17 protein-coding genes are annotated in these 17,107 nt (G+C 34.2%); 11 read left to right on the top strand and 6 right to left on the bottom strand.

The genetic code is table 11. From position 1 onward, the window contains the following. Positions 1-29: 29 nt before the first annotated feature. The 7 genes from ATHE_RS13215 (at position 30) to ATHE_RS13185 (ending at position 7,147) form a co-directional block, all read left to right on the top strand. Positions 30-1,781 carry a hypothetical protein gene (locus tag ATHE_RS13215; RefSeq protein ID WP_015908928.1) on the top strand — a complete coding sequence of 584 codons (1,752 nt, stop codon included), beginning with the start codon at positions 30-32 and terminating at the stop codon, positions 1,779-1,781. Beyond that, entirely contained in the window at positions 1,735-2,283 is a 549-nt protein-coding gene (locus tag ATHE_RS13210; protein WP_015908927.1) for a stage II sporulation protein M, read from the top strand. The genes ATHE_RS13215 and ATHE_RS13210 overlap by 47 nt, the downstream gene beginning before the upstream one ends. A gap of 37 nt (positions 2,284-2,320) precedes the next feature. Continuing rightward, positions 2,321-2,959: an ATP-binding cassette domain-containing protein gene (locus tag ATHE_RS13205; RefSeq protein ID WP_015908926.1), complete on the top strand. Its 639-nt coding sequence runs from the start codon at positions 2,321-2,323 to the stop codon at positions 2,957-2,959. 21 nt (positions 2,960-2,980) lie between these two features. Next, a complete protein-coding gene (locus tag ATHE_RS13200) occupies positions 2,981-3,169 on the top strand; it encodes a hypothetical protein (RefSeq protein ID WP_015908925.1) in 189 nt (62 codons plus the stop codon). Positions 3,170-3,608: 439 nt separating this feature from the next. Beyond that, complete coding sequence (locus tag ATHE_RS13195; RefSeq protein WP_015908924.1) at positions 3,609-4,271, top strand: Yip1 family protein; 663 nt, start codon at positions 3,609-3,611, stop codon at positions 4,269-4,271. A gap of 19 nt (positions 4,272-4,290) precedes the next feature. Then, positions 4,291-5,940 carry an HlyD family efflux transporter periplasmic adaptor subunit gene (locus ATHE_RS13190; protein ID WP_015908923.1) on the top strand — a complete coding sequence of 550 codons (1,650 nt, stop codon included), beginning with the start codon at positions 4,291-4,293 and terminating at the stop codon, positions 5,938-5,940. Between the two features lie 19 nt (positions 5,941-5,959). Next, positions 5,960-7,147, top strand: a complete 1,188-nt coding sequence (locus tag ATHE_RS13185; RefSeq protein ID WP_015908922.1) for an ABC transporter permease — start codon at positions 5,960-5,962, stop codon at positions 7,145-7,147. Positions 7,148-7,255: 108 nt separating this feature from the next. Here ATHE_RS13185 and ATHE_RS13180 read toward each other — a convergent pair whose 3' ends face one another. After that, a complete protein-coding gene (locus tag ATHE_RS13180) occupies positions 7,256-8,506 on the bottom strand; it encodes a SufB/SufD family protein (RefSeq protein ID WP_015908921.1) in 1,251 nt (416 codons plus the stop codon). Further along, complete coding sequence (locus ATHE_RS13175; RefSeq protein WP_015908920.1) at positions 8,485-9,225, bottom strand: ABC transporter ATP-binding protein; 741 nt, start codon at positions 9,223-9,225, stop codon at positions 8,485-8,487. Before ATHE_RS13175 ends, ATHE_RS13180 begins: the two co-directional genes overlap by 22 nt. Before the next feature lie 171 nt (positions 9,226-9,396). On the opposite strand from ATHE_RS13175, the gene ATHE_RS13170 reads away from it, so the two are divergent. Together ATHE_RS13170 and ATHE_RS13165 are read left to right on the top strand one after the other, a co-directional pair. Then, entirely contained in the window at positions 9,397-9,723 is a 327-nt protein-coding gene (locus tag ATHE_RS13170) for a cyclic-di-AMP receptor (RefSeq protein WP_015908919.1), read from the top strand. A 1-nt stretch (position 9,724) separates the two neighbouring features. Then, on the top strand, positions 9,725-10,654 hold the full coding sequence (locus tag ATHE_RS13165; RefSeq protein ID WP_015908918.1) for an NAD(P)/FAD-dependent oxidoreductase: 930 nt from the start codon (positions 9,725-9,727) through the stop codon (positions 10,652-10,654). Between the two features lie 60 nt (positions 10,655-10,714). Here the strand turns inward: ATHE_RS13165 and ATHE_RS13160 are convergent, their stop codons facing one another. The 3 genes from ATHE_RS13160 to ATHE_RS13150 form a co-directional block, all read right to left on the bottom strand. Further along, positions 10,715-11,062: a hypothetical protein gene (locus tag ATHE_RS13160; protein ID WP_015908917.1), complete on the bottom strand. Its 348-nt coding sequence runs from the start codon at positions 11,060-11,062 to the stop codon at positions 10,715-10,717. After that, positions 11,055-11,564 (bottom strand): DUF6036 family nucleotidyltransferase, encoded by a 510-nt coding sequence (locus ATHE_RS13155; protein ID WP_015908916.1) that lies wholly within the window; start codon positions 11,562-11,564, stop codon positions 11,055-11,057. The genes ATHE_RS13160 and ATHE_RS13155 overlap by 8 nt, the downstream gene beginning before the upstream one ends. Before the next feature lie 112 nt (positions 11,565-11,676). Then, positions 11,677-11,895 (bottom strand): FmdB family zinc ribbon protein, encoded by a 219-nt coding sequence (locus tag ATHE_RS13150; RefSeq protein WP_015908915.1) that lies wholly within the window; start codon positions 11,893-11,895, stop codon positions 11,677-11,679. A 248-nt stretch (positions 11,896-12,143) separates the two neighbouring features. On the opposite strand from ATHE_RS13150, the gene ATHE_RS13145 reads away from it, so the two are divergent. Continuing rightward, complete coding sequence (locus tag ATHE_RS13145) at positions 12,144-12,863, top strand: FTR1 family protein (RefSeq protein WP_015908914.1); 720 nt, start codon at positions 12,144-12,146, stop codon at positions 12,861-12,863. Between the two features lie 89 nt (positions 12,864-12,952). Further along, the gene (gene spoIVA, locus ATHE_RS13140) at positions 12,953-14,428 is read left to right on the top strand and encodes a stage IV sporulation protein A (protein ID WP_015908913.1); all 1,476 of its coding nucleotides are present in this window, start codon (positions 12,953-12,955) and stop codon (positions 14,426-14,428) included. A 42-nt stretch (positions 14,429-14,470) separates the two neighbouring features. Here the strand turns inward: spoIVA and ATHE_RS13135 are convergent, their stop codons facing one another. Then, positions 14,471-17,104 carry a phosphodiester glycosidase family protein gene (locus ATHE_RS13135; protein ID WP_015908912.1) on the bottom strand — a complete coding sequence of 878 codons (2,634 nt, stop codon included), beginning with the start codon at positions 17,102-17,104 and terminating at the stop codon, positions 14,471-14,473. Between the last annotated feature and the right edge of the window lie 3 nt (positions 17,105-17,107).

Raw genomic sequence — 17,107 nt, 5'->3', positions numbered from 1 at the left:
AAGCTCGAAATTGATAAGAGGGGGTTAAAGTGGTAAGGTTTTTGAAAATATATTTTTTGCTTATCCAAGAAGAATTATCGAAAAAATATAAAAGAATTGCTAAAATTTTTAATTTAAAAAGGTGGGAGATTATTTATATTCTATTAAAAATATTAAGCCTTGTCTTTTTCTATTACGTAGTAAGTATGATGTTAAAGATTTCGAATAATTATAACAAAAATATGGAATGTTTAATCTTTTTATTAGTTTATTTATTGATAAACTTAAATTTGTTTTATAACGTTAGCATAAGTAGGTTACAACAGAAATCAGAATTTGAGTTATTATGCATATATTTACCAAACAAGGAAATAGCATTTAAGGTGTTTTTTCTGTATCCCTACTTTTCGAGACAAATTGAAATTATTTTAATGAAGTTTCTCATAATAATTTTAACATTATTACATAATATGACTTGGCTTTTAGTGTTTTATGTATTTGTTGAAGTACTTTTTTTGTTAATTTACTGTTTAAAATATATTTTAAACAGTAATACTACATATAGAATTTATTTTTCATTTCTTTTTTTAAGAAGTTACGCAACGTTAATTGTATTTTTTATGGCTAAATTTGGAATTCAATTTATCTATGGTTTACGTGCAGTTATAAATAAATATAAGGCTTTAAAAGTGCCTTTAGAAAAAATATTAATTAACCTCGATAATATTATGAATAATCATTTTAACAAAAAGTGTTATTACTATGTTCATAAAGTAGAAGATTTGTCTGATATAGTTAATAATATGTCAAAAAATTATAAGACATACATAGTAGCTGTAATAATAGAAATTATAATTTGCTTTACAATATTTTATATATTAAGAAAGAACCCTGGTAAATCTAAGAGGCTTTTCCATTATAAAAAAGGAAGAAGCATTAATAGTATAGTAAAAAGCATATTTTGTTACTTATTTTGTAGATATGCTAAACCAAAAATAAATAACAATTCATTAAAAGCTGGATTTTATAAGGATATGTGCTTGTTTATAAATTACCTCAAAAATTTAGAGCCAAATAAAATTATAGGATGTCTTTTCCCATATGAATTATTCTTTGCAACAGGTGTGAGTATAGCAGTAGCAGGAACAATACAGAGTTTTTATGTTTCTATAATTATTCATTTTATATGTATTTATCTTATTATGTATGGATATATTGGAACATGCAATTTCATGATTGAAGACTTATTTAAATTTAATTATGACAAAAAAGTAAGTTTAGCAATATACTGTAGCGAAGATTTTAGATTTTGGGATGGACTAATGATACCGAAGATTAAAGTTCTAATTGTTTTTTCTGCTTTACCGATACTGATTGGTTCGTTATTAATAACACTAATATTTTTGTATAGTTTGAAATTAAAGGCAGTTTTTCTTTTGTTCAATATTTTAATAATTTTGTTTGCAATGAAGCATGCGATAGTTCAATTAATAAAACCTTATTACTTATATTTCACAAAAAACATACAACATTTACTCATATATGGCGAAACAGAAAATAATGGGTTTATTATGGCTACGCTTAAAGCTCCAATTACAATTGTAAGATACTATTTATTATTTATACCAAATTGCTTATTGGTGGTTAACTCAATATTTTCTTTACTTAAAGGTATTGAATGGTTGTATTGTTATATAGCTGTTTGTTTTTGTTATGTTTCAAGTCTATGTATAGGGGTTGGGAAGGTTGATAATTATGCAAAAAAAAGAAAAATTAAGGGTAGTTATAATAAAGACTATTAAAGAGATTAAACCCTTATTTTTAATTGCACTTATGTTTTATGGACTTTCTTTAAGTGTAGGGATTCTTATAGGCTATAATAAAGATATTAAAATAAATTTAACTAAATTGACGTTTTTAGATATATTTAAAAATAATATATTAACTTGCTCAAAGGCTTTACTTTTTGGTATTATATCATTTGGGATAGGGACAACGTTTTACGTTATATATAATGGAATTACTTTGGGCTATATTCTTGCAAGTGTTTATAATAGTTATGGGTGGCTACCAATTATTAAATACATATTGCCACATGCTATATTTGAGATTACCGGGTTTTTACTTTTTTCGTCGTTAGGTTATTATCCTTTGAAAGTTGTTTATGTAATTTCAAAAAATTCAATGAATCAACAAAGACACTCATACATATATTTAAGAGGAGTTCTTTTTTTAATTTTTTTAGCAACTGTTCTTGTAGCTTTTGCCGCAATTATCGAATCTCTTGTATCTTATTACGCATGAAAAATTATTAACTTACACGTTCTTGAGGTGAAATAAAATGGCTTATCTACAAATAGAAAATCTCAGATACAGCTATGATGGAAAGAAGTATATATTAAGAGATTTAAATTTGTCTATTAATAAGAATGAGGTAATAAAAATTATAGGACCGAATGGAAGTGGGAAGACTACATTTCTTAAAATTTTAATGGGAATAATTGATGATGAAAATCTGGTTTACGCAGCCTATTTGAATGGTAAACAAGTAAAATTTTCTGATATAAAATTTAAATTTTCATATGTTCCTGACAGAATATATTTACTTGAAAATCTTTCTGGCTTTAAAAATATAAAGTTTTTTTCATATATTTTTAATGAAAACGAGTACACTAAAAAAGTGTATGAATTTTGCAATTTATTAAATATAGATATGTATCTAAAACAACCTATTTTAGAATATTCAGCAGGAATGAGACAAAAATTGTTTATAGCTATGATGCTGGCTAAAAATGCCGAGTTGTATCTTATGGATGAACCATTTAATAGTTTAGATAAAGAAAGTAAAGTAGCTTTGGCAAATATTATTTTTGAAATGAAAAAACAGGATAAATCATTTTTAATTGTTTCGCATTCAGATAATGATAAGTTAATGTGTGATAAAATTATTGACTTTGGTTTTTTACAAAAGGCTAATTAATTGTGTCAGGGAGGGTTTAAAATGAGTAACAAAAAAATATGGTTATATATTATTGGGGTTATCTTAATTATATTGAGTGCTGTTATTGCAAAGGTATTTTTTAATGTTAAGAGTATTAAAGCAGCAATAATAATTTTTATTTTATTATTTGTTTGGCATGGGTGGTTTCAAGCAGAATTATTAAAAATGGGGAGAAAAACAAAAAAATAATAGAAACAGCAATTTGTGTTCATAATATTTTTTGTAATAAATTTTGTTTTAGCTTTTTGTTCACATTAATGGTTATCAAAAGCAAAAAGAGTGAGTAAAATTGCAATTGTAATACCAATTATTTTTAGTATGTATAACATTGACCTCACTTTTTATGCAAAGTGTGGTATATATGGACTAAATGGATTGGTGATAATTATGGTGCTTTTGTTTAAAAGGTTTAGCATAATTTAACTTCCTAAGCGCAATTTTAATTAAATCCTTGTGATTTGTAGGACAAGAAATAAAATATTTTAACAAAATTAAAGGTTCATAAAATATTGTTGTTTTAAACTGGAAAATGAATTATAATATAAAAGGTGGTTGATATTTTAATAATCATAGTAAATAGAAGTAACTGTGCAAATTTTGATTAAATTAAAAAGGAGGAGTTTAAGGTATGGAATACTTGAAGCCATCAAATCTTCTGAATCTTGTTATTTCACCAACAAAAGTATTTCAGAAAGTCAAAGAAAAGCCAGACTTTGTGATTTTAATATTTTTTATACCGATAGTAGCAGCACTTACTACGTTTTTTTTGCCTAAAATCTCAGATGAAGCTATGTTAGAGTATGTAAAAAGATTCACTGAAGATCCGCAAGTACAAGAAGCTACTTTAAAAAACCTAAAATTTACAAAATCACCTATTTATTTAGCAGGAACAACATTTTTACATACCATTATTTCATTTTTTATTGCTTCCTTTGTCTTGCTCATAATTGTAAGGCTTGCAGGTGGTGAGATTGATTACAAAAGAGCACTTACAATTGTAGCAGTTGCAAATCTTGTGATGATTCCATATTACATCTTCTATGTGATATATGCCAGGGTCGTAAATTTGAACATTTTGGACATTCAAATGGATTTTAAGTATTTTATAAGAACATACCTGCATGTGTTTGCTATCTGGCGGTATGTATTGATTGGCGTTGGAGTGTTTGCTGCCTGTGAACTTAACAAAGCAAAAAGTATTATTGTAAGTATTGTCTATAGTGCAGTCACACTCATAATGCCCATTGTTTCAATGTTTACGCAAAACTTTATGAAGTTTGGTGGCAGATAAAAAAGGAGAGTATTCTCACATGCAAAACACTGCAAAAGGTCTAAAAAACTGGCAAAAAGCTGTAATTATTGTGTTACTTATATTAGTGGGATTTATTTTAACACTTGTTTTAACTATGCCATCTGGGAGCAAAAAGAATGCTTCATCTAAGCCAAGGACTGCAAAGGTACAAAAGATTTCTTTAAAGCAAACACTTTTGGTGTCTGGCATTGTGCAAAGCAGCAACACAAGAAATGTCATCTCGAAGGTAAATGGAGCTATAGAAAAAATTTTTGTCAAAAACGGGCAGTATGTCAAAAAAGGAGATTTAATCGCTAAGATAGATGACAGCCAGGCAGTTTTTAAGATAGAGGCTTTGAAAAGACAGCTTTTAGATCTTGAACTTCAAAGAGAAAATTTTCAAAGACAGCTTCAAAACTTTACTTTAAAATCTCCCCAGGACGGTTTTGTGCAAAATCTTACAACAAGTGAAGGTATGTTTGTCAGTCAAGAAATGCAGGTAATGACCATTGTTGATGACTCAAAGATGAAGCTGAGCGTGCAGCTTCCTGCCTGGTGTTATGGAAAGGTAAAAAGAGGACAGAAGGCAGAGGTTGTGGTATCTGATCTTATGGACAGGGTCGACGGTGTTGTTGAAGGCTTGGGAAGCAGGATATACAAAAATCAGGATGGTGTGATGGTGTTTGATGCAAAGGTGGTAGTTTCAAACAAAAACGGTAGCTTGACAGAGGGTATGAGGGCAAGTGTAAGTTTAAAGCTTTCAAACGGTGAAAAAGTGACATCTCTTAGCGAAGGTATTTTAGAGGTATTTTCAAAAAAGATCATTGTAAGCCCTGTTTCTGGCAGAGTAGAAAAGGTTTTTGTTGAAAATGGGCAGAAGGTAAAAACAGGTAGCTTGCTTTTGAAGTTTTCAACCGACGAGGTTGAGATGCAAATAAAGCAGCTTGATTTAAAGATAGAGGATATAAAATCCCAAATAAAAGCAGCCGAAGATGATTTGAAAAACTATGAGGTTTTAGCTCCAATTGACGGCAAAATAGCTGATTTGAATCTCCAGGATGGTGATGTGGTGACTGTTGGGCAGATGATATGTTCAGTGTATGACCCGAAACACCTTGTTATAAGTGCTCAGGTGGAAGAACTTGACATTTTGAAGATAAAGCCTGGGCAGAAGGTTAACATAAAGCTTGATGCGGTAGGAAGTACAAGAAATAGGCCTTTAGAAGGGTATGTTGCAGAGATTTCTGAAAAGGCACAATCGGATAGCAATGGTAGCGTCTCAAAGTTTGTTGTTAAGATAGAATTTGAAAATAACAGTAATATAAAGATTGGGATGCACGCAGAAGCAGAGATTATCTTAAAGTCCAAGGAAAATGCGCTGGTTGTACCAGTTGAAGCAGTTCACAAAGATGATGGAAAATATTATGTGTATGTTTACCCACAACAAAAGGCTAAAACTTCTGAGAAAAACAAAGAACAAAAAACCAGCCAGAAAACAGACGAATACGGACTTGACAGCTCTTACTATAAAGATGCAGAAAAAAGGGCAGTCAAACTTGGCATGACAACAGATAAATATGTTGAAATCTTGGAAGGGCTCATCGAGGGCGAAGAAGTGGTGCTTCCAAAGTTTGATACTGAAAAACAGGGTCAAAGTCTTTTCTACTAAAAGGGGAAGATGTTGTGCGATGGAGAAGTTTTTGCTTTCTTGCAAGATGGCAATCCAGAGTATTTTTCTCAACAGGCTAAGGTCATTTCTAACACTTCTTGGTGTTGTCATAGGTGTCGGAGCAGTGGTTGCAGCTGTGGGGCTTGCTGAGGGCACCACAGCTGGTATTACAAAAGAGATAGAAAAGCTTGGTACAAACCTTGTGTATGTTTTTATAAATCCAGTTTCAAAGAGCGAAGATATTTCGGTTGATCAATTTTTAGAGTTTGCAAGGAAAAATAACGATGTTATCCTGGGTGTGAGCCCATTTGTCCAATATCCTGCTCAGGCAATTTTCAGAGGTAAAAAAGAGGAGTGCCAGATTATTGGTGCAACAGCCGAGTACATGATGATACAAAACCTTGCACTTTCAAAAGGAAGGTTTATAAGTCCTGTAGACAGTGATTTTAGGCAAAAAGTGTCAGTGATAGGTTCGAGGATACAGAAAAAGCTATTTAATAGCCAAAATCCAGTGGGGCAAGAGATAAACGTAAATGGTCAGGTTTTCAAGGTGGTTGGAGTTTTGAAAGAAAAACAGGGCGGAAGGGACAACACGGTTGACGACAGTATCATAGTGCCCTTATTTGCCTTAGATAGCCTCTCGACAGACGACTATGCGCTTGTGAAAAATTTTTTGGTACGTACAGTTTCTGCTGATAAGAACAATGAGGTTAAAAAGAGAATAAAAGCATATTTGAGCAGTATCGTAAAAAAAGAAGAAAACTATACAGTTTATGATATGTCTGAACTTATGTCAACTCTAAATCAAATAACATATCTTCTGATGATAATACTTGGTGGCATTGCTACAATCTCTCTTGTAGTTGGTGGCATTGGAATTATGAATATTATGCTTGTGTCTGTCACAGAAAGAACAAGAGAGATTGGGATTCGAAAAGCAATTGGAGCAAAGAGAAAGGATATTAGAGTACAGTTTCTCATAGAGTCGATGGTTATAACAGGTGTTGGTGGTATAATTGGTATATTGCTTGGGTTTTTTGTAATTGCCGTGGGGATTTCGAGGATTCCTGGGGTTGAGCCTGTATATTCGCTAAAGTGGGCTTTTCTGGCTTTTGGAATTTCGGTTTTGGTAGGAGTTATTTTTGGAATGCTTCCGGCAGAGAAAGCAGCACGCTTAAATCCTATTGAGGCGCTAAGGTACGAATAAAAATATAAAATGGGCAAGGCAGCAAACTCTTAGGACTTTAGCTCAAAAGAAGCCTTAACTATCCAAATAAACGGATAGTAGTTCAGGCTTTGCCACCTTGCCTTATTTTTACATATTCTCCTCCTGGGTCTGCAAAATAAGCTCCTGTATATAATTTTCAAGATGTTTGGGAAGCCCAAGTATTTTTACATCCATAAACCCTTGGGTTATAAGAGATATTGCCTCATCTTTTGAAAGTCCTCTGCTCATCAGGTATTCTACTTCTTCTTCGGCAATGGGACCTATTGCTGCCTCATGTGAAAGGTGGCTCTGTGGCGCACCGTCTGATAATAGTTCTGGCACAGCATACATCATTCCGTTGCTTGATAAAAGTATTCCTCGGCAGTCAAGGTGCGCTTTTGAGTGGTTCTGCCGCGCCTCCAGAATTCCACGCGAGTATATCTTTGCCCTGTCTTTTACAATAGCCCTTGAAATTGCTTGGCCACTTGAATTTTCACCTTCCAGTATTATATGCGATCCCATGTCAATCTCAGAGTCTTTTAGCCCATACAAGAGCGAGTTAAAGGATGCAACCGAGTTTTTTCCTTTCAAGATTGCAATGGGAAACGACTGTATGGACTTCACAGGTTTTAAAAGCACGTAGTTTGAAACAAACACAGCATCATCTTCAACAATGGTCACTCCACGGGGTCTGACATAAAAATCTTCTGCCCAATTGTGAACCATTGTAAATGTGAGCCTGCTTCCCTTTTCAAGGTAAAACTCAGAAATTCCAATGTGCAGCCCTTCCTTTACCTTTGGTGCTGTTGCGCATCCGTTTATAATCTGGACCTCTGCACCTTCTTCTAAGATAACAATATTGTGCACGTTTTGTATCCTTGCATTTTCCTGCAAAAGCAGGCACGCCTGTATTGGCTTTTCAACCTTCTGCCCTTTGAACACTCTTATAAAATACCCGTGGGCAGGGTGTGTTGCCGAAAATGCAGTGTATTTATCCCTGTCAGGCTTTACCGCTTTCCAGAAATACTTTTCGCGAACCTCTGGATACTTTTCCAAAGCTTCATTTATGTCCAAAATCTCAAGCTGGCCATGGTACCTTTGCTGAAGCCGTCTGTATACAACAGAGTGGTCAAGCTGCAAAAAACTTCCCGACCGGCCTTCTTCAGATACCTCTATTCCTGCATTTAGTATTGTCTTTTGAATCTCTTCTGGAAGTTTAGAGAGCTCTGAAATCTGGTCTTTTTCCTCTGCTTCTTCAAACTGGGAAAGGTCAACATCTTGCCCATAAGCTGCCTTTTTATTTAAAGCTGACTTTGCAAGCTCCAAAATCTTTTGATCTATATAGTGTCTTGAAGACAATTTTCACACCTCCCAAACCCGTTTTGTCTTATCTCTTCAAAGAGGTCTTCTGCAGAACCTGAGCACACTATCTTTCCATCCATCAGAATGTGCCCTTTGTCTGCATTGACATACTCCAAAATATACCCTGTGTGTGTGACAATCAAGCCGGAGGTGTGACGTTTTTTTATCTTTTCACCTTTCAAAAGCTTTTTAATTACATTTCCCAAAAGGTTTATATTGTCAAGGTCAACACCTGACTCTGGCTCATCTAAGAGCACAAGGCTTGGTTTTTGACACAAAAGCTGCAGAAGTTCAGACCTTTTCATCTCACCACCAGAAAATCCATAGTTTACTTCCCTTGATAGGTGCTCCTCTAAATTTAAAATTCTTGCATACTCTTGAATGTCAGCATCGGTGTTTCTTATAGACTTTATTATCTCAGAAAGTTTTTGAAGCTCAACGCCTCTTATAGCTGGTGGTTTTTGGAACATCATTCCAATTCCAAGCTTTGCTCTTTCATGAGTTGGCATGTATGTGATGTCGATGCCATTGAAGATTATCTTCCCTGATGTGATTTTGTATTTGGGAAGACCCATTATGCTCATCATGAGTGTTGTCTTTCCACTTCCGTTCGGACCAAACAGAATGTGCGTCTCTCCGTCCGGGATTGTGAGAGAAACGCCTTTTAAAATCTCTTTTGAACCAACCTCAACGTGAAGGTCAAAGATTTCAAGCATTTTTGCGACATCTCCTTGTCAAAATGGATTTAAAATCTTCTAACTTATTTATTATACCACCAAAATTGCATTTGCTAACAACAAAACTTTTACATAAAATTTAAATCAACTTAAGAAAATTGTGGTAAAATAATATCATGATTGATTTTTAAAAAGGGTGAATGTAAAAATATGAAATTAGTTTTAGCCATTGTATCAGAAGTAGATAAAAATAAACTAAACCTTGCACTTATTGAAAATGGTGTTCCTGCAACAATTATCTATTCAACCGGCGGTTTTTTGAATAGGGGCACTGTTACATTCATGATAGGTGCAGAAGATGATAGGCTTGATGAGGTGATTGAGCTTATAAAAAAGAACGTGTCAGAAAGGAAAGAGGTTTCAAAATCTACTTTGCCACCTGCTTTGCAGAGCCTGTTTTTTGTAAGCAAGCAGAAGATTGAACAAGGCGGAGCGGTGATTTTTGTGTTAGACATTGAAAACTTCTTGAAAGTTTGAAATGATAGTTTTAAAATATACCCTGTATGGGTATAATAATATAGGGGTGAAGTTGAAGATGATTTATGATTGTGCGGTGATTGGAGCAGGACCAGCGGGCTTATCTGCTGCCATAAATCTTGCTCAGACAAACAGGAGTGTTGTTGTGTTTTCAACAAAAGAAGAAGACTCAAGTATCTACAGGGCACCTGAAGTGAACAACTATCTGGGGTTTCATGGTGTAACAGGAAAAGAGCTTTTGCAGGCGTTTTATGATCATGCCAAAAAGATGGGTGTTGAGGTTGTGCACAAGAAGGTTATAAACTTCTACAAATCAGGTGACATTTTCACGATAAATGCAAACAACGAGTTTTTTGAGGCGTACTCTGTCATTTTAGCAATTGGCACACCAAAGAAGACTTTGTTGGAAAATGAGGGCGAATTTGTAGGTCAGGGGATTTCCTATTGTGCTGTTTGCGATGGGATGCTCTACAGGGGAAGAACCATCGCAGTTATTGGAGAGGCTATTGAAGCTGAAGAAGAGGCTGAGTACTTGTCTGAGCTTGCAAAAAAACTGTACTATATTCCCCTTTATAAAAAGAATGAGTTTCATTTCAAAGACAATGTTGAGGTTATTTTGTCACGCCCAAAAGGCGTGTATGGGGAAGACTTTGTAAATGCATTAGAGCTTGAAAACAGAATATTGAATGTTGACGGAATATTTATAATAAGAAAAACTATGCCGGCTGACCAGCTAATTTATGGTCTTGAGTTTGCAGAAGATGGGCACATAAAAGTTGATAGCAAGATGCAAACATCAATTGAAGGGCTTTTTGCAGCAGGAGACTGTACAGGACGTCCTTATCAAGTTGCAAAGGCTGTCGGTGAGGGTCAGATTGCTGGGCTTTCAGCCTCAACATATGTGAAGATGGTAAAAGGAAAGCAAAAGTAAAAAGGACTGATTCGGCAAAAAGCCGATGAGGTCCTTTTTTTAAATTTAAAAAATGGGTACTTATTCCCAGTACATGAGGTTTAAAAACATATTTGCAAGCTTTGCCTGTTCTTCAAGTACATTTTGAGGGGTTTTACCGCAGTAAACTGGTTCAATTTGACGAGATTCTAAGGTCCATAAAAAAGCTTTGAATTTTGGGTATCTATGGATATTTTCTTTCATATAGTAAAGAAGGTCGCAAAGGTTTTGATAAGTTTCAGAGTTTTTGCTTTTTTCCTTATAAAATTTTTGAGGGTTTACAATTAATCCAAACACTTTTGCTATTTTATACCTATATTCATCCTTTGCGCTCTTGTTTTTAAAATTCTTGATATAATTATAGTAGTTTTCACAGAATATCCTATACATCATATATCACCCTAAATATTTCAAGTTTTTCTAAAAACCTTTTCTTTTTTGTTTCAAAAAAGTCTTTTCTATTTAATATTTCTTCAATTATTTTGTTTATTAATTCTTTATTACATGATAGTATTAATTTATTTATATCCTCAATATCTTTTTCATCAAGCCTAATAATTTTACTTACCACTATATCTTCTTTTGAAGGAATATAAACTCTTATATATTCAAAGCCGTCAAGCTTTTTTGCTCTTTCTTTAAACGATGGTGCTATTGGAGTGCTTTCATATTCAAGAAGGTCAAAATCTCCGAGAAACCTGAGGACTTTTCCAATTTCAGAAGGATAATTCAAATCTAAAATATCAAAATCGCGGGTGGCTCTGTCTAAATATTCACCCAAAATACATGCAGATCCGCCTAAAAGGTATAACGAAAATGGTCTAATTTGCAGGACTTTTGCAATCTTTTCGGCATCCTTTAAAAGATTAAAAAGAGCTTCTCTTTCATGCATTTTGAAAATTAAAGAAAGTTTAAAGTTTTTGATATTTTAAATTATACCACACAAAAATAAAAAAAACAAAAGGGCAACCTTGAAAAGTTTTTACTTCAAGATTACCCCTGTCTTAGAATCCACAGGAACCTCCACAACATCCACTTGTACAAGAATAGCCACTATCAGAAGACTTCGAGGATGAGATGATATTCACGCTTTTAAAAACTGCCTCAAGCTCATGACTGTGGCAGTTTGGACATTCAATCTCTTTGTTTTCCCTCTCTTTAATAGATGCTCTGATATTGAACTCCTCACCGCATTCTTTGCATCTCAAATCATAGAATGGCATACCCATCACTCCTTTATTTTGTTTGCTAAATATATTATAACTTCTGATACTGCAAAGGTCAATATACATATTAGGGGTATATGGTAATATTTTTTCACGATCAATCAAATTTACAAAAGTCCGCAAATAGATAAATTGGATAACAAATAATAACCAAGTATTTATATAGAAATACTTGACATTCTTATCACATTGCTTTATAATTGAAAATGAAAATCAATTTCAAAAACACAGAAAGGAGTTTTGGTATGGTTCAGGGATTTATAATTGCTTTTAGAGAGGTTTTTGAGATAATTCTTGTAGTTGCTGTGATGATTGGGGTTATTCAAAAGCTTAACCAAAAGGATTTACTAAAGAGTATGAATATTGGGCTGGTATTAGGGATTGTTTTAAGTGCATTGCTTGGTATTATTGTATTTGCCTTTTATGAGAGCTTGGAAGAGTCCTTTGAGGGAGTTGAGGTAGCATTAAAAGCTTTACTGGTGATTTTAATTACGTGGTTTTTAGTTTTAGCTATTAAATATCAAAAAAGGGATTTAAAACAGCAGACTTATGAAAAGGTTGTTAATTTCAAAAAATATTCATATGGAATTTTTCTCCTATCTCTTGTAAATGTTCTGCGAGAAGGAGCGGAACTGGTGATATTTTCATTGGCTTCATTTTCCAAGGATAAATCTTTAACTTTATTCTACGGGATTGGTTTGGGGATATTTGCAGCTGTGCTTTTGGGATACTTTGTATTTAAGCTTTCTAATAGAATAAATATAAGACTCTTTTTCATTGCTACAACATTAATTTTAGTGATTGTTTCGTCTGAAGTTTTAAAAGACTTGGTTGAAGAGATTCTTAAAGAAGGGTTAAAAACTCAAAATGAGGTTATTCCTACTGTTCTTAGCTTTGTATATATTTTGGTATTCTTAGTCCTGATGATAAGGTCAAATATCATTTCAAAGCAGAAAACAGAGTAAAGGTTAAATCTTGTAATATTTCCCCCTCAAAAAAAATATATTTTTACTGACAAGTCCATTTGAAATTGCATAGGGGGAAAGATGTTTTGATGGATGCTGATATCTACAGAGAAATAGCCAAAAGGACAAACGGTGACATTTACATTGGCGTGGTTGGACCTGTCAGAACAGGAAAGTCCACATTTATAAAAAAATTCATGGACCTTTTTGTAATTCCTAACATTGAAGATGAGTATAAAAAAGAGAGAACAAAGGATGAACTACCTCAAAGCGCACAGGGAAAAACCATAATGACAACAGAGCCCAAGTTTGTTCCCAATGAAGCTGTTGAAGTTTTGCTATCAAGCGGTGCAAGACTGAAGGTACGGCTTGTTGACTGCGTTGGGTACCTTGTTGAAGGTGCAATGGGACATTTGGAAGAAAACCACCCGCGCATGGTCACAACACCGTGGTTCGAAAAGCCAATCCCGTTTGAAGAGGCAGCAGAGATTGGCACTAAAAAGGTCATCCAGGACCACTCAACGATTGGGGTAGTCATTACAACAGATGGCACAATTACTGATATACCACGAGAAAACTACATAAAGGCAGAAGAGAGAGTGATTGAAGAATTAAAACAAATCAACAAACCATTTGTGATTGTTCTCAACACCGCAAAACCCTACTCACCCGACACACAAGAGCTCAAAAAAGATCTTGAAGAGAAGTACAAAATGCCAGTTTTGATTGTCAACTGTCTTCAGATGCAGATTGAGGATGTAAAGAGGATTTTAGAGACAGTACTGTTTGAGTTTCCTATTGTTGAAGTAAAGATTAACCTGCCCAGATGGTTTGACGAGATGGAAGATGAGTCGTGGCTCAAAAAAGAGATTTATGAAAAGATAAAAGAATATGCAGAAAAACTTAACAAAATCAGAGATATAACAGACCAGCTTGAAGTTTTAAAACAACTTCCCCAGATTGACAGGTGTGAGGTTGTAGGAATAAATTTGGGAGATGGGAAGAGCGAGCTTTCAATTTATTTCAAAGAAGGACTTTTGTTCAGGATTATTGAGGAGTTCACTGGATTTGAAATAAAAGGCGATCATCACTTATTAAAACTTCTTTCTGAACTTGCACAGGTGAAGAAAGACTATGATAAACTCAAAGATGCGCTTGAAGAAGCAGGTGAAAAAGGTTATGGTATTGTACCACCATCCTTAAACGAACTTAAGCTTGAAACTCCTGAGATAGTCAAAAGAGGAAATAGTTTTGGTGTAAGACTAAAGGCATCAGCTCCCTCTCTTCACATTATAAGAGTTGAGGTTGAAACAGAGGTATCACCAATTGTTGGAACAGAAAAACAAAGTGAAGAGCTTGTAAACTTTTTGATGAGAGAGTTTGAAGATGACCCAAAAAAGATTTGGGAGTCCAATATATTTGGAAAATCTCTGCACGAGCTTGTTAAGGAAGGCTTGCAAAACAAGCTATACAGAATGCCAGAAGATGCTCAAGCAAAGTTGAAAGAAACATTGCAAAAAATTATAAATGAGGGAAGTGGCGGGCTTATTTGTATTATACTTTAAACCAAAAAGGTCCAAACGCTAAGTCTTGGACCTTTTTGTGTTTTAATACCCTCTTGCAAGGTAAATATACCCTTTTTCAACATCACATGCAAGGTTTACACTTTTCGTACTTGATTTTGCTAAAAGATCGTTTGATAATGCATATCCGATGTAAAGAGTATCGTATCTTTCTACACGGGTATAATCACTTGTAGTGCAGATAATCATTGAGGGTGATTTTCTTGATTTTAAAAGTCTTATGAGTATATCTTTTTCATCTTGTCTGAGGCTTTCAAAGGGAATGTCCAAAACAACAATCATAGATTTTTTCTCAGTTGATAGATTTTTAATCCTCATCCATTGATAGAACGAAAAGTCCAAAATTGAACCGCTTTTGGTTCTTAAAAATACTATGTTGAACTTTTCATTCTTTTCGTATGGAGGATTGTACTTTTCAAGACTGTAGCATTTCAAATAGCTGCCAAGATTAGATTCTACTTTTTTCTTTGTGTCACTTGGCAGGTTTTCAAAACTCTTTGTCAGAAAGATAACAGATGATTTTGCAAGGTTACTATCGAACTTTGCAACATACTGGTTGATATTTTCAACAGGTGGTAAATTCACAACATTGCCTGTAAGATTGTCAATCCAGATATAACCTTGCGTCTTTTGAGGAATAAGAAAAATATAATCTAAGGTTTTGTAACTCTCTACATTCAAGGAATAGCTTTTAAAATTGTCGACTTTAAGCTGCGAAATCTCAACCTCTTTTTGCATGCCATTTAACATTTTAAAACCAAGATAGACTTTGACATTCTTTGCGCAAAGGTCAAATGAAATTTTACTTATATTTGTAAGGTCGACAGGAGTTTTAAAGTTGAGCTTAAAACTTTTGCCTTTTGTTGATGAGACGCTGAAGTATATCTTGTTTGAATATTTTCCCTGTGTTTTGTTCTTAGATGAAAGAAACATTGAAACACCTTTTGGCCAGCTCAAAGCAAGATAGTCAAACGACCGAAGAAGCTGTAAAGTCTCACCTATCCCAACTGGTATACTGCATTTTAAATCTTTGTAAGTAAATGTTACAAAGCCTCGGAAGTCAGATTTTGCTGTGAAACTTCCGTCTTTGAACTCAAAAGCTGGATTTTCTTCTACTTGAACTTTTCTTGGGTCTATCTCTTTAAAGTGACCAACCTTATCTTTAATAAAAAACCTCAGCGCTACAGACTCACCGGGCAAAAGATAAAGCTGCTTTTTGCTTGTGATCAAAATCTCTGGCTTGTAGACTGAAATCTTTTTTTGGGCAAAAGCTTTTTGGTACATATCTTCATAAACACAAGATATTGTAACAAGACCATCTTTGTAAGGTATAAATAAACCATCTTTTATGTCTATCTCATAGGCATCCTGGTATACCTTCAAATATACAGCATCGTATGTGATTGTGTTGTAGAACCTGTCCTTTGCAAAAACCTTTATGGGATACTCTTCGTCTGCAAAAACCTTATCAGGACAGTCTATATAAAATGTGGAAATTTTATCATCTCTGTATTTGTAAAAAGCTGCTATTGAATCAAAGACTTTTCTGGTCTCACCTGTGTTGTAAAAGGCTTTGAGGTTTCCATCATTGTCCTTGGCAATAAGCTGTGTGGAATACCCGCCATCAAGGTTTATGGCTGTCCACACGCCAATTGACTGCAAAAACCTTGCAAGTTCACCCTGTGAAAGGCCAATACTCTTTCCATTTCGGCCATCAACTGCAACAAGATAAAGATACCGACCAGTTTTATCAATGCCAATTGCAGAGCGCGGATGCCTACCTGCAATCTCATGTGTAAAAGATGGTATTTTGCCGTCTTTTAACAAAAAGGTATTGCCGGATGCTGCAGCTTTTAACTTCTCAATGGGAACAGAGAGGTCTATCTTGATTTCCACCTTGTCGCCAACTTTGAAGTTTGTTTTTAGGTTTTTTGCATAGTTTCCTGTTGCTGCCAAAAGATACTCATCTTTATCCAATGCAACAGCCTGATCTTCTTCTCTGATATCTTTGATGATTCCATCTTTTATAATAAGCTCCACAATTCCCTTGTATTTGTTACCAATGGTTTTTTGAACATAATCGCCCGTGAACAAAATAGGGTATGTCAAATCGCCTGTGAACTTGTTTATGTGTGCAATCTTGAATTCATAGCCAGAATCTAAGTTTACAAGTTTGTATGAAAGACCATTTATATAGTCAAAAAGAATTTCACTTGCATTTGTGTACATAAAGGCCGGGAAGGTATTTTGCTTGTTGTTTGGTGAAGAAAGAATTTTGCCATCTGACACTGAAATTCCAATCGGCCAGATTTTATTGTAATCTGTTTTGGTGTTTGTATAAAAGAAGTTTGCGTTTATTGCAGCAACAGGGTTTTTGTCAATTTGATTGTAAACCATGTTATAGACAAAATCACCAGTGTTTGCAACACTGGCTTTCAACACGTCAAAGTAAAACCCGCCATCTATAAGGTCAAGCTTTATGCAGTTTATATCTACAAACCCCTCATCTGTTAAAAGTTCGTACTTTTCATAGTACGTACGCGGAGCAATCTGCTGTATTGTTTTAAATCTCAAAATTTCTGTGTACGGTTTTGCAAATGCTGATAGAACAATCGACAAAATTGTTGCAAATGAGATAAAGCTTAAAAACCTTTTCATCTT

Origin of the sequence: Caldicellulosiruptor bescii DSM 6725 (genome assembly GCF_000022325.1) — a bacterium.
Classification (GTDB): Bacteria; Bacillota; Thermoanaerobacteria; order Caldicellulosiruptorales; family Caldicellulosiruptoraceae; genus Caldicellulosiruptor; species Caldicellulosiruptor bescii.
Note: the sequence above shows the minus strand (reverse complement) of the source record. Positions and strands in the feature narration are given on the sequence as shown.

What these genes read in the sequence shown, in the direction of transcription:
- ATHE_RS13135 (WP_015908912.1), bottom strand. Translation starts at nt 17,104, where the DNA reads ATGAAAAGGTTTTTAAGCTTTATCTCATTTGCAACAATTTTGTCGATT.
- ATHE_RS13195 (WP_015908924.1), top strand. Translation starts at nt 3,609, where the DNA reads ATGGAATACTTGAAGCCATCAAATCTTCTGAATCTTGTTATTTCACCA.
- ATHE_RS13175 (WP_015908920.1), bottom strand. Translation starts at nt 9,225, where the DNA reads ATGCTTGAAATCTTTGACCTTCACGTTGAGGTTGGTTCAAAAGAGATT.
- ATHE_RS13170 (WP_015908919.1), top strand. Translation starts at nt 9,397, where the DNA reads ATGAAATTAGTTTTAGCCATTGTATCAGAAGTAGATAAAAATAAACTA.
- ATHE_RS13205 (WP_015908926.1), top strand. Translation starts at nt 2,321, where the DNA reads ATGGCTTATCTACAAATAGAAAATCTCAGATACAGCTATGATGGAAAG.
- ATHE_RS13200 (WP_015908925.1), top strand. Translation starts at nt 2,981, where the DNA reads ATGAGTAACAAAAAAATATGGTTATATATTATTGGGGTTATCTTAATT.
- ATHE_RS13210 (WP_015908927.1), top strand. Translation starts at nt 1,735, where the DNA reads ATGCAAAAAAAAGAAAAATTAAGGGTAGTTATAATAAAGACTATTAAA.
- ATHE_RS13150 (WP_015908915.1), bottom strand. Translation starts at nt 11,895, where the DNA reads ATGCCATTCTATGATTTGAGATGCAAAGAATGCGGTGAGGAGTTCAAT.
- ATHE_RS13145 (WP_015908914.1), top strand. Translation starts at nt 12,144, where the DNA reads ATGGTTCAGGGATTTATAATTGCTTTTAGAGAGGTTTTTGAGATAATT.
- ATHE_RS13160 (WP_015908917.1), bottom strand. Translation starts at nt 11,062, where the DNA reads ATGTATAGGATATTCTGTGAAAACTACTATAATTATATCAAGAATTTT.
- ATHE_RS13185 (WP_015908922.1), top strand. Translation starts at nt 5,960, where the DNA reads ATGGAGAAGTTTTTGCTTTCTTGCAAGATGGCAATCCAGAGTATTTTT.
- ATHE_RS13155 (WP_015908916.1), bottom strand. Translation starts at nt 11,564, where the DNA reads ATGCATGAAAGAGAAGCTCTTTTTAATCTTTTAAAGGATGCCGAAAAG.
- ATHE_RS13190 (WP_015908923.1), top strand. Translation starts at nt 4,291, where the DNA reads ATGCAAAACACTGCAAAAGGTCTAAAAAACTGGCAAAAAGCTGTAATT.
- spoIVA (WP_015908913.1), top strand. Translation starts at nt 12,953, where the DNA reads ATGGATGCTGATATCTACAGAGAAATAGCCAAAAGGACAAACGGTGAC.
- ATHE_RS13165 (WP_015908918.1), top strand. Translation starts at nt 9,725, where the DNA reads ATGATAGTTTTAAAATATACCCTGTATGGGTATAATAATATAGGGGTG.